The sequence below is a fragment of the Aliivibrio sp. EL58 genome (assembly GCF_900312675.1).
Taxonomy (GTDB): Bacteria; Pseudomonadota; Gammaproteobacteria; order Enterobacterales; family Vibrionaceae; genus Aliivibrio.
On the sequence record NZ_OMPC01000001.1, the window covers coordinates 969539 to 984256 of the forward strand.

General features: G+C 38.5%; 11 protein-coding genes. 7 read left to right on the forward strand and 4 right to left on the reverse strand.

Going from position 1 to position 14718, the window contains the following annotated elements; translation table 11 throughout:
* Positions 1–5: 5 nt before the first annotated feature.
* Positions 6–653 carry a YdcF family protein gene (locus ED622_RS04185; protein WP_122032676.1) on the reverse strand — a complete coding sequence of 216 codons (648 nt, stop codon included), beginning with the start codon at positions 651–653 and terminating at the stop codon, positions 6–8.
* A gap of 303 nt (positions 654–956) precedes the next feature.
* Here ED622_RS04185 and glgC point away from each other — a divergent pair, with 303 nt between their 5' ends.
* The 3 genes from glgC (at position 957) to ED622_RS04200 (ending at position 4438) form a co-directional block, all read left to right on the forward strand.
* Positions 957–2174, forward strand: coding sequence for a glucose-1-phosphate adenylyltransferase (gene glgC, locus ED622_RS04190; RefSeq protein ID WP_122032677.1), 1218 nt, complete (start codon positions 957–959; stop codon positions 2172–2174).
* Entirely contained in the window at positions 2164–3612 is a 1449-nt protein-coding gene (gene glgA, locus ED622_RS04195; protein WP_122032678.1) for a glycogen synthase GlgA, read from the forward strand. The genes glgC and glgA overlap by 11 nt, the downstream gene beginning before the upstream one ends.
* A 163-nt stretch (positions 3613–3775) precedes the next feature.
* On the forward strand, positions 3776–4438 hold the full coding sequence (locus tag ED622_RS04200) for a YoaK family protein (protein ID WP_122032679.1): 663 nt from the start codon (positions 3776–3778) through the stop codon (positions 4436–4438).
* A gap of 85 nt (positions 4439–4523) precedes the next feature.
* Here ED622_RS04200 and sstT read toward each other — a convergent pair whose 3' ends face one another.
* Entirely contained in the window at positions 4524–5768 is a 1245-nt protein-coding gene (sstT, locus tag ED622_RS04205; protein WP_122032680.1) for a serine/threonine transporter SstT, read from the reverse strand.
* A gap of 197 nt (positions 5769–5965) precedes the next feature.
* On the opposite strand from sstT, the gene ED622_RS04210 reads away from it, so the two are divergent.
* Positions 5966–6910 carry a chemotaxis protein CheV gene (locus tag ED622_RS04210; protein ID WP_122032681.1) on the forward strand — a complete coding sequence of 315 codons (945 nt, stop codon included), beginning with the start codon at positions 5966–5968 and terminating at the stop codon, positions 6908–6910.
* A 366-nt stretch (positions 6911–7276) separates the two neighbouring features.
* On the opposite strand, the gene glgX is transcribed toward ED622_RS04210, so the two are convergent.
* On the reverse strand, positions 7277–9232 hold the full coding sequence (glgX, locus tag ED622_RS04215; RefSeq protein ID WP_122032682.1) for a glycogen debranching protein GlgX: 1956 nt from the start codon (positions 9230–9232) through the stop codon (positions 7277–7279).
* Positions 9233–9298: 66 nt separating this feature from the next.
* Complete coding sequence (gene malK, locus ED622_RS04220) at positions 9299–10408, reverse strand: maltose/maltodextrin ABC transporter ATP-binding protein MalK (RefSeq protein ID WP_122032683.1); 1110 nt, start codon at positions 10406–10408, stop codon at positions 9299–9301.
* 425 nt (positions 10409–10833) lie between these two features.
* Between malK and malE the strand changes: the two genes are divergently transcribed.
* The 3 genes from malE to malG all read left to right on the forward strand — a co-directional run bounded on the left by malE (position 10834) and on the right by malG (position 14631).
* Positions 10834–12018 (forward strand): maltose/maltodextrin ABC transporter substrate-binding protein MalE, encoded by a 1185-nt coding sequence (gene malE, locus ED622_RS04225; protein WP_122032684.1) that lies wholly within the window; start codon positions 10834–10836, stop codon positions 12016–12018.
* A gap of 146 nt (positions 12019–12164) precedes the next feature.
* On the forward strand, positions 12165–13709 hold the full coding sequence (malF, locus tag ED622_RS04230; protein ID WP_122032685.1) for a maltose ABC transporter permease MalF: 1545 nt from the start codon (positions 12165–12167) through the stop codon (positions 13707–13709).
* Between the two features lie 31 nt (positions 13710–13740).
* A complete protein-coding gene (malG, locus tag ED622_RS04235) occupies positions 13741–14631 on the forward strand; it encodes a maltose ABC transporter permease MalG (RefSeq protein ID WP_122032686.1) in 891 nt (296 codons plus the stop codon).
* Positions 14632–14718 lie beyond the last annotated feature (87 nt).

Here is a 14718-nt window from a genome sequence, read left to right on the forward strand (position 1 = left end):
GTATTTTATTCTGGTAATAAATATTCATCAAAACCAAGTTGAGTAAGGTTTTCAAACGCTTCCCATACCTCTTTGGGAATATTTTGTGCTTCTTGGTAACCTAATGTTGGATAGATTTTTAATCGATGTAATTCACCTAAAATAATACTAGCGACATGATCAAAAGTAACCTCTTCAGTAGGGTAATTGATAAAACTAATATTAGGCGAGCTAATACAGAATTCTATATTGCTCCAGTTTTTTAAGAATGTAGCGAGTAGTCTTCTTTCCATATAAGGCTTTTGAACTAACAGTAGAGATTCAACCTTGATATTTTTTTCTTTAAGCAAATCTTGAGTAAAGAAAATATTTTCACCCGTATTAGTCGCTTTTGTTTCAACAAGAATAGCAGAAGAGGGAACCCCCATATCTTTAGCCACATTTGCAAAAGTTTCAGCTTCGCTTAAGTTGAATAAGCCTTCTGTAGCACGTCCTTGTGCTCCTGAGAAGATAAGCAAAGGGGCATACCCGTCGAGATAAAGTTGAGCTGCATGTTCAGCAACACGTAAATCGTAGCTACATAGTACAAAAATAGCGTCACTTTTTTTTATTGGTTGATTTAAAAGATGATAATCCCAGATAAGTTGAAGCTGTTGAAACAAATGAAGCGGCATATAATAATTCCTGTTAAACGATATTATGAAATAATTGCACTGCCTTAAACAACTTTCAACTCCTATTTTTTATGGAATGATGAGCTATATATTAGATTGGTGAATATAATGTTAACTGTTTGTGTTGCTTTGGCCGGAAAGATTGAACTGAAGCACACTCTCAGATGAATTAATATTGAAAATAGATATAAGCTTAAATTTTCTCAATTTTACATATAAAATATGTTAAGTTAATCTCAAATAATGATAATAAGCACTATTAACTAATAGTGATTATATTAAAAATAATCTCAAGGAGAGAAAATGGCTGGTGTATTAGGAATGATTTTGGCTGGTGGTGAAGGCTCACGTCTGCGTCCGTTAACTGAGTCTCGCACAAAACCTGCTGTACCGTTTGGTGGCAGCTATCGTTTAATTGATTTTGCATTAAACAATTTTGTGAATGCAGATTTAATGCGAATTTATGTATTGACTCAGTTTAAGTCACAATCATTATTCCAACATATGAAAAAGGGTTGGAATGTAAATGGAATTACAGATCGCTTTATTGACCCTATCCCTGCACAAATGCGAACAGGGAAGCGTTGGTATGAAGGTACCGCCGATGCGATTTATCAAAATATCAGCTTTATTGAAGCATCAGAGCCTGAGCACGTATGTATCTTTGGTTCGGATCACATCTACAAAATGGATATTCGACAAATGCTCGATTTCCATAAGAAAAAACAAGCAGCGTTAACTGTCTCAGCACTTCGTATGCCAGCTAAAGATGCGACGGGTTTTGGTGTTATCGAAGTGGACGAGCATGGAAAAATGATTGGTTTTGAAGAAAAACCGGCAAATCCAAAATGTATTCCCGGCCACCCTGGTATTGCTCTTGTTTCTATGGGTAATTACATTTTTGAATCAGAAAGCTTATGTAAAGAGCTTAGACATGATGCGGATCTTGCTGACTCATCACATGACTTTGGTAAAGATATTATTCCAAAGATGTTTCCGGAAGGAAATGTATATGTTTATGACTTCAGCACCAATCATATTACTGGTGAAAAAGAAGAAGTTTACTGGCGTGATGTAGGTACGATTGAATCGTACTGGGAAGCGCACATGGATCTTCTTAAGAAAGATGCACCATTCTCTCTATATAACCGTAAATGGCCGCTTCATACATACTATCCGCCACTTCCTCCTGCGACATTCAGCGACTCTGACAATGGTCGTGTTCAAATCATTGACAGTTTAGTGTGTGGTGGCAGTTATGTTCGCGGCTCTCGTATTGAGAAATCGGTACTTGGTTTCCGTAGTAATATTGCCTCTGCTTGTGATATTAGTGAAAGTATTCTTTTAGGTGATGTGAAAATTGGAAAAGGATGCGTTTTACGCCGAGTTATCATTGATAAAGGCGTAGATATTGCCCCTGGAACTGAAATTGGTGTTAATCTTCAGGAAGATAAGAAGAGATACCATGTTTCAGATGAAGGCATTGTAGTTATCCCTAAAGGAGAGAGAATTGGTTACTAAGACGCTTTCAATTTTATTTGTAGCATCTGAGGTCGAAGGATTAATCAAAAGTGGAGGCTTGGCTGATGTAGCCAAGGCTCTGCCTAAGTCCCTTAACACATTAGGGCATCGAGTAAATATTGCGATGCCAGCTTACAAAAATATTTCAGGTCGAGACGACGCAGAGATTTTGTTAGAGACAAATTTAGAGCATTGGCCACATACACCTTATCAAGTAAGGGCGTTAGAAGTGGATGGTGTTTCTGTCTTTGGTATTGAGTGTGCTCAGTATTTTGATCGTGCAGAAATGTACGCTGAAAATAATCAAGCCTATGCTGATAATGGTGAGCGTTTCGCTTTTTTTAGTGCAGCTTGTCTTGATATGCTGCCAAAGCTCAATGTGAAACCTGACATTATTCATGCAAACGACTGGCACACAGGTTTAGTGCCATACTTACTGAAGAAACGTTATAATAATGATGTTTTTTTTGCACACACACGCAGTGTTCTTTCTGTTCATAATGCGGTGTTTAAAGGTATTTTTCATTACGATGAAATTAATTGCCTTGCAGAGTTCAAAACGCATTACGTTCCTGAAGCCTCAGTCAGTCATACGCACATCAGTATGTTAAAAGCCGGTGTGTTATGTGCCGATAAAATTAATGCGGTAAGCCCTACTTATGCAAAAGAGTTACTGACCGAACTTGGTTCTCACGGCATGGCCGCTGATTTCCAAGCAAGAGAAGCCGATTTGTTTGGTATTTTAAATGGCTGTGATTATGGAGAATGGAGTCCTGTAGTGGATACTTTCATTCCTAAGCAATTTAAGGCCAATCGCATTAGTATGGTTCGTGGTAAAAAAGCATGTAAATCAGCGTTGCAAGAAGAAGTTAATCTTCCTCAAAAAGACGTTGCTATGTATGGCATGGTTTGTCGTTTAACTAATCAAAAAGGCATTCATTACCTATTACCTATTTTAGAGCAGTTCTTAAAGAATGATGCTCAAGTTGTAATAGTAGGTACAGGTGATCCTATTCTGGCTAACCAATTGGCAGAGATTGCAGCAATACACAGTGATAAATTTGCCTTTGTAGAAGCTTACAGTAATAAGCTAGCACATTGGGTTGAAGCGGCTGCTGATTTCTTTTTAATGCCTTCAGAGTTTGAACCTTGTGGACTAAATCAAATTTATAGCATGGCTTATGGTACCCTTCCAATTGTACGTGAAGTCGGTGGTCTTAAGGACAGTGTGATTGATTATGATATTGATCCTGATAATGCAACTGGCTTTAGTTTTAAAAACCCAGAACCGGTTGAGTTATTATTAGTATTGATGCGTTCATTATTACTTTATAGTCAGAACCTAAATGAAATAAAGCGTGTTCAATTACATGCAATGACGCAAAATTTTAGTTGGGATGAAGCGGCTGAAAAATACATAAAAATGTATTTATCATAATTTGAATAAAGCAGCCAATTAAAAATACTTAAAGGAAAGACATTACGTCTTTCCTTTTTATTTACTGTCGATAAGCGTATAGGATCAGATAAATTGTACTGAAACTGTATCTTGACGTTACTTGGGTATAGAATAACGCTCTTTACTGGTTAGGTATCGCATCGTGATTTCAAAACTACCTAAATGGGTCGAATACGGCACCTTCTTTCTAGCACTTTTAGCTGGGATCACTAACTCAGTAGGCCTACTGGGTTTTCAGCACCAATCTATCTCTCATCTCTCTGGTACTGCCACGTTACTTGGAACTCAATTACTTGGGTTCAATGAAACAACATGGCACTTATTCTTTATTATCTTTAGCTTTATTTTAGGCTCTTCATTAAGTAGCTTAATTGTCGGTTGTACGGCATTAAAATTAGGGCGACGATATAATTTCGCACTGTGTATTGAAAGTGTTTTGTTGTTTGCTGCAATGATTATTTTAGGTGAAGGAAGCCAGTGGGGGCATTACTTTGCTTCTGCGGCTTGTGGATTACAAAACGGCTTGGTTACTACCTACAGTGGAGCTGTGGTTAGAACCACTCATGTAACTGGTGTGCTTACTGATCTTGGTATTATGCTAGGCATGAAGTTAAAGGGAGAGCCCATTCATCGTCGTCGTTTAGCATTGTATCTATTTATCGCATTTGGCTTTGTTTTTGGCGGGGTGATTGGTGGTTATTTCTATCCTTTTCTTGGAATAAATACACTAGCGATTCCTGCAACGTTATGTGCGTTGTTAGCGTTTTCTTACTCAGTTTATTTATATCAGCATAAAGATCATTAGGCGTTCTTAAGTCTTTACTGAAGATAATCAAATAAAAATGGCCGCTAATTTAGCGGCCATTTTAGTTTCAACTATTAACTCAATATTAAGAATTTGATGGTTGAACTAGTGGTTTGTATGGGTTATCCGCTTTACGACAAGCTGCAGTTGTGAAGATAACATCTGTTGAGCTGTTTAACGCTGTTTCAGCTGAATCTTGAACAACGCCAATGATGAAACCAATAGCAACGACTTGCATTGCAATTTCGTTTGGAATACCAAATAGGCTACATGCTAATGGAATTAAAAGTAATGAACCACCAGCAACACCAGATGCACCACATGCAGATACTGCCGCAACTAAACTAAGCAGTATTGCCGTAGGTAAATCTACGGTTACGCCAACAGTGTGAACGGCTGCAAGGGTAAGTACAGTGATAGTAATCGCAGCACCGGCCATGTTAATTGTTGCACCTAGTGGAATAGATACAGAGTAAGTGTCTTTATGTAGATTTAAACGCTCACATAATGCCATATTTACAGGAATGTTTGCTGCAGAGCTTCGTGTAAAGAATGCAGTTACACCGCTTTCACGTAGACATAAGAACACAAGTGGGTATGGGTTACGCTTAGTGCGAATAAATACAATTAATGGATTCACAATTAGCGCGATAAACGCCATTGAACCAAGCAGTACCGCTAATAGGTGTGAGTAACTTGCTAGCGCGTCAAAACCTGTTTCTGCAAATGTGCTTGATACTAAACCAAAGATACCAATTGGAGCAAAACGGATAACAACAGTTACGATATCTGAGATACAGTTAGACAGGTCAATAAATACTTTTTTCGTTGCATCAGATGCAGAGTGTAGCCCTAGACCTAACGCTACAGCCCAGCCTAAGATACCAATGAAATTCCCCGTCATTAATGCATTGATTGGGTTATCAATAATTTTAAACAGTAAAGTGTGAAGGACTTCAGCTATTCCTTCTGGTGCGCTGTTTGTTGCAGCATCTGTAACTAAAGTAAGAGTTGTCGGAAAAAGAAAGCTCATAACTACTGCAGTTAATGAAGCACAAAAGGTACCGACTAAATATAAAACCACGACAGGTTTCATATTTGAATCTTGGCCTCGTTTTTGGTTAGCGATAGAAGATGCGACCAAAATGAATACAAGGATAGGAGCAATTGCTTTTAGCGCACTAACAAACAATTGACCAAATAGACCTGCAGAAACAGCAAGATCTGGTGATAATGTTGCTAGAGCAACACCTGCAACGATACCGATTAAAATTTGTATAACGATGTTGGTATTCATCATACGAACGAGTAAGGGTTGGGCTTGCGGCATATTAAATTCCTTTAATTTAGTACAACATACATCTTATCTGATGCTTATGCGAAGAATAGTAACATTATTGTCTATTTTTTTGCACTAACTTGTTAAAGAGTTCTCAATAAATGCCGATAATAATTATAAATAACGTGTTACATAAATAATTGTTGGTTATATTATTAATAATTTGAATGGCTGAGTGGGTGTTATGTATGAGTGGAATATTAAATAGTGTTGATCAGCGCACCCAGCTTGTGGGTGAAAATCGATTGGAATTGTTGCTTTTTAAGCTTAACACTACTCAAATTTTTGCGATCAATGTTTTTAAAGTAAAAGAGATTTTAAAAGTTCCTAAATTAACAAAACTACCAGGCTCTCATTATCATATTTCAGGAGTGGCTAGCTTACGCGGTGAGTCTGTTCCTGTGATCGATTTACGAGGAGCTATTGGGATGAAATCGATGGGTTGTGATGAAGAGGCGACATTAATTATCACAGAATATAATCGTACCACCCAAGGTTTTTTAGTTGGACAAGTTCAAAATATTATAAATACGACTTGGGCAGATATTCAACCGCCACCTAAAACTGTTGGGCGTCATAACTATCTTACAGCAATCACTCAAGTTGAAGTTGAGCCAAATGTTACTCGTATAGTCGAGATTATCGATGTAGAAAAAGTACTGGCAGAGATCATTGAGTATGATATTACTATTTCTGAAGGTGTATTAGATGAGAAGCTTCTTGCCCACATGCATGGACGTAAAGTTCTTACTGTTGATGATTCGAGTACGGCTCGTGCTCAAGTTAGAAATACGTTGCAGCAGTTGGGTTTAGAAGTTATTGAGTGCAGTGATGGGCTTCAGGCTCTGAATTTACTAAAAGGGTGGTGTAACGAAGGGAAAGTCGTTACGGATGAGATCTTATTAATGATTACTGACGCTGAAATGCCTGAGATGGATGGTTATAAACTGACACATGAAATTCGAAACGATCCTCGAATGAATGATCTTTTTATTACTCTGAATACGTCGTTGAGTGGTAGTTTTAATGATGCAATGGTACAAAAAGTCGGCTGTGATCGTTTTATCTCTAAGTTTCAGCCGGATCTCATTGTTGGTGTAGTGCAAGATCGTCTTGCTCAAATTATTAAATAATGGGTCAACCTGCTTATAAAAATAGGTGGGTTATATAAAGTATTGGTACGGTAAGCTGTATATTAAATGTGACAATTATGTTTGGTTTTGGTAGAGTTCTGACAGTTCCATGACATTGGAGCGCATTAGAGCAAGGCACTTTGTCTTTTACACATCAAATTTAAGGTAGTTTGTTCGCATATGATCTGGATGACATCCAAGTTAATAATTACGCTGATGGTTTTAGCGTATAGAACATATCACAAAGGACGTGTAAAATCTGAAGCTGAGCTTGATTAGCTTAGTGGATAAATTAAAAAGGAGGCTTATGAGCCTCCTTTTTTTATTGCGGTCTATTTATACCAATACTAGTGGTTATCTTTTTTCCTATTCGGCATTAAATATCGCGATTGATAGTGGTGATAAGCTGTAATCGAAAATAAACTGTTTTGTGCTGGTTCTTGTATCTTGAGTATCACAGATTAAAGACCAGCGAGAGTATTTTTTGGGCTTTGGTAATTCAAAGCGTGTAGGCACATTTGATTGATTAATTATAATCAGTAATTCTTTTTCACCATTATAGATATTAAGGTGAAGGCATAAAGATTCAGCACCATGCCAATCACTGTGTGTCATGTAGTTGCCTTCAGGTGTATACCATTCAACTTTTTGTTTCGTTCTATTTGAACCGCTAAATGCATTTATAATAGGCACCATATGAGTTTGTCTAGCTTGGATCATTTCTGATAACCATGCTTTAAACTCTTGTGCTTCTTTATTTAATGTCCAATTTACCCAGCTAATATCACTGTCTTGGCAGTAAGCGTTATTGTTACCTTGTTGAGTGTGTGAGCAATTATCAGCTGCAAGAAGGTGAGGGATCCCAAAACTAAATAATAACGTTGTCATCATATTGCGTTTCTGTTTCTCACGAAGGGCGATAATTCTAGGGTTACTTGTTGGTCCTTCAACACCATAGTTATCAGAACGATTGTCGCCATGGCCATCTCTATTCTCTTCACCGTTAGCGTAATTATGACGCTCTTTATAGCTAACAAGGTCTTGAAGAGTAAATCCATCGTGGTAGCTAATATAGTTAACAGGAAGTTTATGTGGCCAACGAGAAGCGCTAACCAGATCTCGAGATCCCATAAGACGAGTCGCAATGGATTTTAGGTAATTTTGCTCCCCGCGCCAAAAACTCTTAGCGGTATCACGGAATTTATCGCTACACTCATTCCAACCATCAGGAAATTGGCCAACCTGATAGCCGTTAGGGCCAATATCCCATGGCTCTGCAATCAGTTTTACTTTTCTAAGGATCGGATCTTGAGCAACGGCTTTGAAGAACGCATTGTTAGGATTAAATTGGTCATACTTACGACCTAATGTCGCAGCTAAATCAAATCGGAAGCCATCAATATGGTAGTGCTCAACCCAATACCGCAAAGTATCCATAACTAGGTTTAAACTTGGTTGATGTGTAATGTCCAGCGTATTACCACAACCGGTATAGTTAGTGTAATTACCATTATGGTGTAAGTAATAGTCTTGGTCTAAACCTTTTAGATTAAAGGTTGTTCCGCCATTACCACCTTCTGCTGTGTGGTTGTATACCACATCTAAGACCACCTCAATATTATTTTTATGTAATTCTCGTATCGCCGTTTTTAGCTCGCGAACTGCATCAGTTTTGGCATAGCGAGGATCTGGAGCCATAAAAGAGATAGGGTTATATCCCCAATAATTCACCATGTCCATTTCAAGTAAATGTGGTTCATGCATACAAGCAGCTACAGGAAGTAATTGTACGGTAGTGATCCCTTGTTGCTTTAAGTGAGCGATGCAGGCAGCATCCGCTAAACCAAGATATGAACCTCTTACATCCTTATTAACTTCTGGGTTTAACAGCGTAAAGCCTTTTACGTGAGTTTCTAATAAGATGGTTTCTGCACGAGGGATCATTGGATTAGCAGTACCTTGCCAATCAAATTGGTCGTCGACAACCACTGACTGAGCGAGTGTCCAACTTTGTTCTGCAGTGTAAGGTACTTGATAGTGAGGTGTATTTTTTAGTGCTTTTGCATAGGGGTCAAGTAAAAGAAGGGCTTCTTGGTCTTGAATGATTTTAAAGCCATAGGCGGTATTTTCTGTGATTCCATCGATAAAAGTATATTTTATAGAGGCGTACTCTGCGGTGAACGGGTATTCACAATATGTACCGTCATCATTAAAAATGATTAATGAAACGGGAGATGCGGAGGTGTGATGTACAGAAAAATTACAACCATCGCGAGTAAGTGTCGCACCAAGAGGGTACGGGAATGCATGATGTGTGTTCACAATATTCCTCAAATAAACAACAAAAGCCCAATTGCAGATTGGGCTTTTTATAATTAGTAACGTTTGTTAAGCGCCGACTTCTTTATAGAGCCTTTGGCATGCTTTTCCATCATTATGAAATAAATGGCATCGATTTGCAGGAATACCAATAGAGAAGGCATCGCCTGCTTCAATTAACGCTGTATCAGGGACACGGTATATCATATCGGCGTCAGCATCTTCAATTGTTAAATAAATTTGTGTTTCATATCCCAATTTTTCAACAACTAAAACATCTCCTTTAATAACTGCGTCGCCATTTTCAGCAGCAACTAAGTGCTCAGGACGAATACCTAGTGACATTCTTTCACCACGAGTGACCTGTGTTCCATCGACTGGGATCCAAAATGAAGCGCCGTTCTTAAATTGAACCTTAACTTGATTCTTCTCAACATCTTCAATGAAGACACTAATAAAGTTCATTTTAGGAGAGCCAATAAAGCCAGCCACAAAACGGTTTTTTGGGTAATGGTACAGTTCTAATGGCGCGCCAACTTGAGAAACATACCCGCCATCTAGTACCACAATTTTTTCAGCCATTGTCATTGCTTCGACCTGATCATGGGTAACGTAGATCATGGTGCAACCTAGTTTTTTATGCAGTTTGGCAATTTCGATACGCATTTGAACACGTAATGCCGCATCAAGGTTTGATAAAGGCTCATCAAGAAGAAAAACGTCTGGTTGAGACACCAAAGTACGACCGATAGCAACACGTTGGCGTTGACCACCAGAAAGTGCTTTAGGTTGACGTTCTAGTAAATGACCTAGCTGTAGGATATCAGCAGCGTGATCAACACGTTTTTTGATTTCAGATTTATCTGCTTTTGCTAACTTCAAGCCAAAAGACATGTTATCAAACAAGTTTAAATGTGGATAAAGCGCATAAGACTGGAAAACCATACCTACGCCACGTTTAGAAGGTTCGACATCATTCATGCGCTTTTCACCCATGTATAAGTCGCCAGACGTAATGTCTTCTAAACCCGCGATACAACGTAATAATGTTGATTTACCACAGCCCGATGGCCCAACAAAAACAACAAATTCACCAGAGTTTATATCTAAATCAATATTCTTCGAGATTTTAACGTCGCCATAGGATTTGCAAACGTTACGTAAAGTGACACTCGTCATTGTGTCTATCCTCATTTAATTTTAAATAATTTTTACCAACTACTTATTCAGTTTGGTATTAGCTAAGCGCTTTTATAGTGTCATTCTTATGCAAAAGGAGGCGTTCGTCATCCTCCTCCTTCTTCTTTTTTTTGGGGGAGTAGGGGGGAGGAGTACTTAGATCACGTTTTTAATAAATGTCGACGGAGTTCAAAGTTTTTTTAAAATTCAACGTGAATAAGATCTCATTTAGGAATGCTTTTGTGAGCTGGCTCAACTCTAATCTAGATTAAGATCACGCTTTTAAGTGACAAGTGAAAAGGCGTAGAGAGTAGGAGGATGATTAAAGGGGCGTAATTACCGAAAATACATCCTGAAAATTGAATCATCACCTATTTTTACCTAACCCTACGGATGATTCGCTAATTATAAAGGAAGGATTCACAATGAAAAAAGTCCTCAGCACTGTCGCTTTATGCACAATGGCAGCTCTTGGTTCAATCAATGCTTCTGCAGCAATCGAAGAAGGTCAACTAACGATTTGGGTGACTGGTGATAAAGCCTACGAAGGTATGGCGGAAGTAGGTAAACGTTTTGAAGAAGATACAGGCATTAAAGTGACTGTTTCTTTCCCTGATAAAGCGGAAGAGAAATTTCCTCAAGTAGCGGCAACCGGTGATGGTCCAGACATGATCTTCTATGCGCATGACCGTTTTGGTGGTTTTGCTGAAGCAGGTTTATTAGCGGAAATTAAACCATCTGAAGAATTGAAATCTGAAATTGTGGACTTTGCATGGGATGCCGTTGAATACAAAGGTAAAACAATCGCATATCCAGTGGCGATTGAATCAGTCTCTCTAATTTACAATAAAGCATTAGTAAAAACGCCACCAAAAAACTGGGAAGATATTCCTGCGTTAGATAAAGAATTAATGAAGAATGGTCAAAAAGCAATTATGTGGCCTTTACGTGGTGGTGCTTATTTCACATGGCCTTTATTAGCGGCTGACGGTGGTTATGCCTTTAAGAAAACAGCCGATGGCTATGATGTTAAGAACGCAGGTGTAAACCAAAAAGGCGTTCAAGATGCAATGAGCTTTATTGAGACCATGGTAAAAGACAAAACGATTTCAGCTGATATGGATTACTCAGTGGCTGAATCTGAATTTGTAAAAGGTAACGTTGCTATGATGATCAACGGTCCTTGGGGCTGGGCGAACGTTGAAAAAGCAGGCATCGATTATGGTGTAACAACACTGCCTAAGTTCCACGGACAAGCGTCTAAACCATTCGTTGGTGTTTGGGTTGGTGGTATCAGTGCTGTTTCTCCAAACAAAGATCTAGCGGTTGAATTCTTTGAAAGCTACTTATTGACGGATGAAGGTCTAAAAAGCTTAAACGATGATAAACCACTAGGTGCCGTAGCATTAAACTCTTTCCAAGAGCAACTAGGTAATGACCCACGTATCGCAGCAACAATGGACAATGCAATGAATGGTGAAATTATGCCAAACATTCCAGAGTTCACAACGTTCTGGTACAGCATGGAAGAAGCTATTGGTAATGTGGTTGATGGTCGTCAAATGATTGGTGATGCACTAACTGCTGCTGAACAGCGCATGACAAAATAAATAGAATCTTTTGAGAGAGGGAGCCTATCTATCTCCTTCTCTCGTTTGACTAAATCAACTTCTCATCAATGCATACCACTCTACTAAGTTTGTTTCCTAATTAATTGACTTACTAGGTTGGTATTTTTAAAAAGGTCTTGGAGTTTATGACAACAGCAGTCGCTTCGCATACAAATTATAAATCATTAGCAAAGTGGGGTTTATTATCCGCTATTGCTGCAATAAATGGCTATGTATGCGTACTTATGTATTCTCGTGGTGAAACTGCATTTGCAATGTTAACTTTGGTATTAACATCGCTAGCCGTTTATGTGTTTGGCAGTAAAAAAACGTATGCTCACAGATATACCTTTCCTGGTATTGCGGGCATGATTTTATTTATAATTTTCCCATTGGTTTACACTATTGGTTTAGCGTTCACCAATTATAGTGCCACTAACCAACTCACGTTAGAGCGAGCACAAACGGTACAGCTTTCAAAAACATTCCAAAGTGGGAAGAGTTATAAGTTTCAGTTAATGAATCAAGGTAATGGTTACGCGTTAACCATCAAAGATTCAGGAGAGTTATTTGCAACTGAAACGTTTGATTTAGCCAATGCGGTTGAACGTGATCTTGTATTGGCTCCTGTTGAGTCAATAAAAGGCAAGAAAGCAAAAATTAAAGAGATTATTGCGAAGCGCCCTAGCTTGAATTTAATTACGTTGTCTTTGCCTTCTGGCGAAAGTATTAAGATGAGTGGTTTACGTAAATTTGCTGCAGTAGGACCTTTATTTGTTCTGCAAGATGATGGCGAAACACTTTATAACAACAAAACAGAAACCTATTTTAAAGCAAATCATGAAACAGGTTTCTATCAAGAAGTTAACGATAATGATGTTTTTGTTGGTGATCCTATTTCTCCTGGTTTTGTTGTTAACGTTGGTGCTGCTAACTTTGAACGAATTTGGAAAGATGATGGTATTAAAGAACCGTTCATTAGTATCTTTATTTGGACGGTGATCTTTGCTACTTGTACCGTTGTTTTCACTCTAGCAATAGGTTTGGTTCTTGCTGCGGTAGTGCAGTGGGAAGAGCTTAAAGGTCGTGCCGTTTACCGTTTGTTGTTAATTCTTCCTTATGCGGTTCCGGCGTTTATTTCTATCCTGATTTTCCGTGGTCTCTTTAACCAAAGTTTTGGTGAGATCAATATGCTGCTTGATAGTATGTTTGGTATTCAACCTAATTGGTTCTCAGACCCGTTCACAGCAAAAACAATGGTATTAATTGTGAACACTTGGCTAGGCTTCCCTTACATGATGATCCTATGTATGGGTCTATTGAAATCGATTCCAGAAGAGCTTTATGAAGCTTCAGCTATTGATGGTGCCGGACCAATTCAAAACTTTTTCAATATCACAGTGCCAATGATGGTTAAACCATTAACACCGCTATTGATTGCCGCTTTTGCTTTTAACTTCAATAACTTTGTAATGATTGCGCTATTAACTAAAGGTGGTCCAAATATGATTGGAACCACAGAGCCTGCAGGTTATACCGACTTATTAGTAAGTTACACGTACCGAATCGCATTTGAAGGCAGTGGTGGTCAAGACTTTGGTTTAGCAAGTGCTATTGCAACGCTTATATTCTTATTAGTTGGTGGCTTAGCGTTACTAAACCTACGCTTCACTAAATTATCAAATAACTAGTCGTTAAAATAATAAATAAGGATTCATTGATATGCCAATGGTTCAAGGAAAAAACTTAAAATATCGTGTTTGGGCAACTCATGTAGCTATGTGGATTTTTTTAGCGATGATCATTTTCCCATTACTAATGGTTATTACTATTTCATTCCGTGAAGGTAACTTTGCAACAGGGAGTATTATTCCTGAGAATCCATCATTAGAACACTGGAAACTAGCGTTAGGTATTGCGGTAGAGCATGCTGATGGAACAACGACTCAACCTCCATTTCCTGTTTTAACTTGGTTATGGAATTCAATTAAAGTCGCTGCGATAAGCTCTGTATTAATCGTTGTGTTATCTACAACCAGTGCGTATGCCTTTGCTCGACTACGTTTTAAAGGAAAAGAAACTATACTGAAAGGAATGATGATTTTTCAAATGTTCCCAGCGGTACTAGCGCTTGTTGCTTTATATGCTTTATTTGACAAACTAGGCCAATACATTCCATTTTTAGGGCTAAATACCCACGGTGGACTTGTATTTGCTTATCTTGGTGGTATAGCACTGCATGTGTGGACGATTAAAGGTTACTTTGAAACCATTGATAACTCATTAGAAGAGGCGGCTGCGTTAGATGGCGCTACACCATGGCAGGCATTCCGTCTTGTGTTGCTTCCGCTATCTGTGCCAATTTTGGCTGTTGTGTTTATTTTATCTTTTATTGGGGTAATAACAGAGGTTCCTGTAGCATCTTTACTACTTTCTGATGTAAACTCGTACACATTAGCAGTTGGTATGCAACAGTATTTATACCCTCAGAACTACTTATGGGGCGATTTTGCGGCAGCTGCTGTATTATCAGCATTACCTATTACATTGGTTTTCTTACTTGCTCAGAAGTTTCTTGTGGGTGGTTTGACAGCCGGTGGTGTAAAAGGATAACGATAATTATACGGACCCGACACATTTTGGGCAGGGTCCATTTGCGTGAAGAGCTTTATGATGGTTTGGTCGCCGATCGGTAAAGTG

Bases quoted from the DNA above. Each gene is read 5' to 3' on its own strand.
- ED622_RS04185 (WP_122032676.1), bottom strand. From the start codon at position 653: ATGCCGCTTCATTTGTTTCAACAGCTTCAACTTATCTGGGATTATCAT.
- glgC (WP_122032677.1), top strand. From the start codon at position 957: ATGGCTGGTGTATTAGGAATGATTTTGGCTGGTGGTGAAGGCTCACGT.
- sstT (WP_122032680.1), bottom strand. From the start codon at position 5,768: ATGCCGCAAGCCCAACCCTTACTCGTTCGTATGATGAATACCAACATC.
- ED622_RS04210 (WP_122032681.1), top strand. From the start codon at position 5,966: ATGAGTGGAATATTAAATAGTGTTGATCAGCGCACCCAGCTTGTGGGT.
- malK (WP_122032683.1), bottom strand. From the start codon at position 10,408: ATGACGAGTGTCACTTTACGTAACGTTTGCAAATCCTATGGCGACGTT.
- malE (WP_122032684.1), top strand. From the start codon at position 10,834: ATGAAAAAAGTCCTCAGCACTGTCGCTTTATGCACAATGGCAGCTCTT.
- malF (WP_122032685.1), top strand. From the start codon at position 12,165: ATGACAACAGCAGTCGCTTCGCATACAAATTATAAATCATTAGCAAAG.
- malG (WP_122032686.1), top strand. From the start codon at position 13,741: ATGCCAATGGTTCAAGGAAAAAACTTAAAATATCGTGTTTGGGCAACT.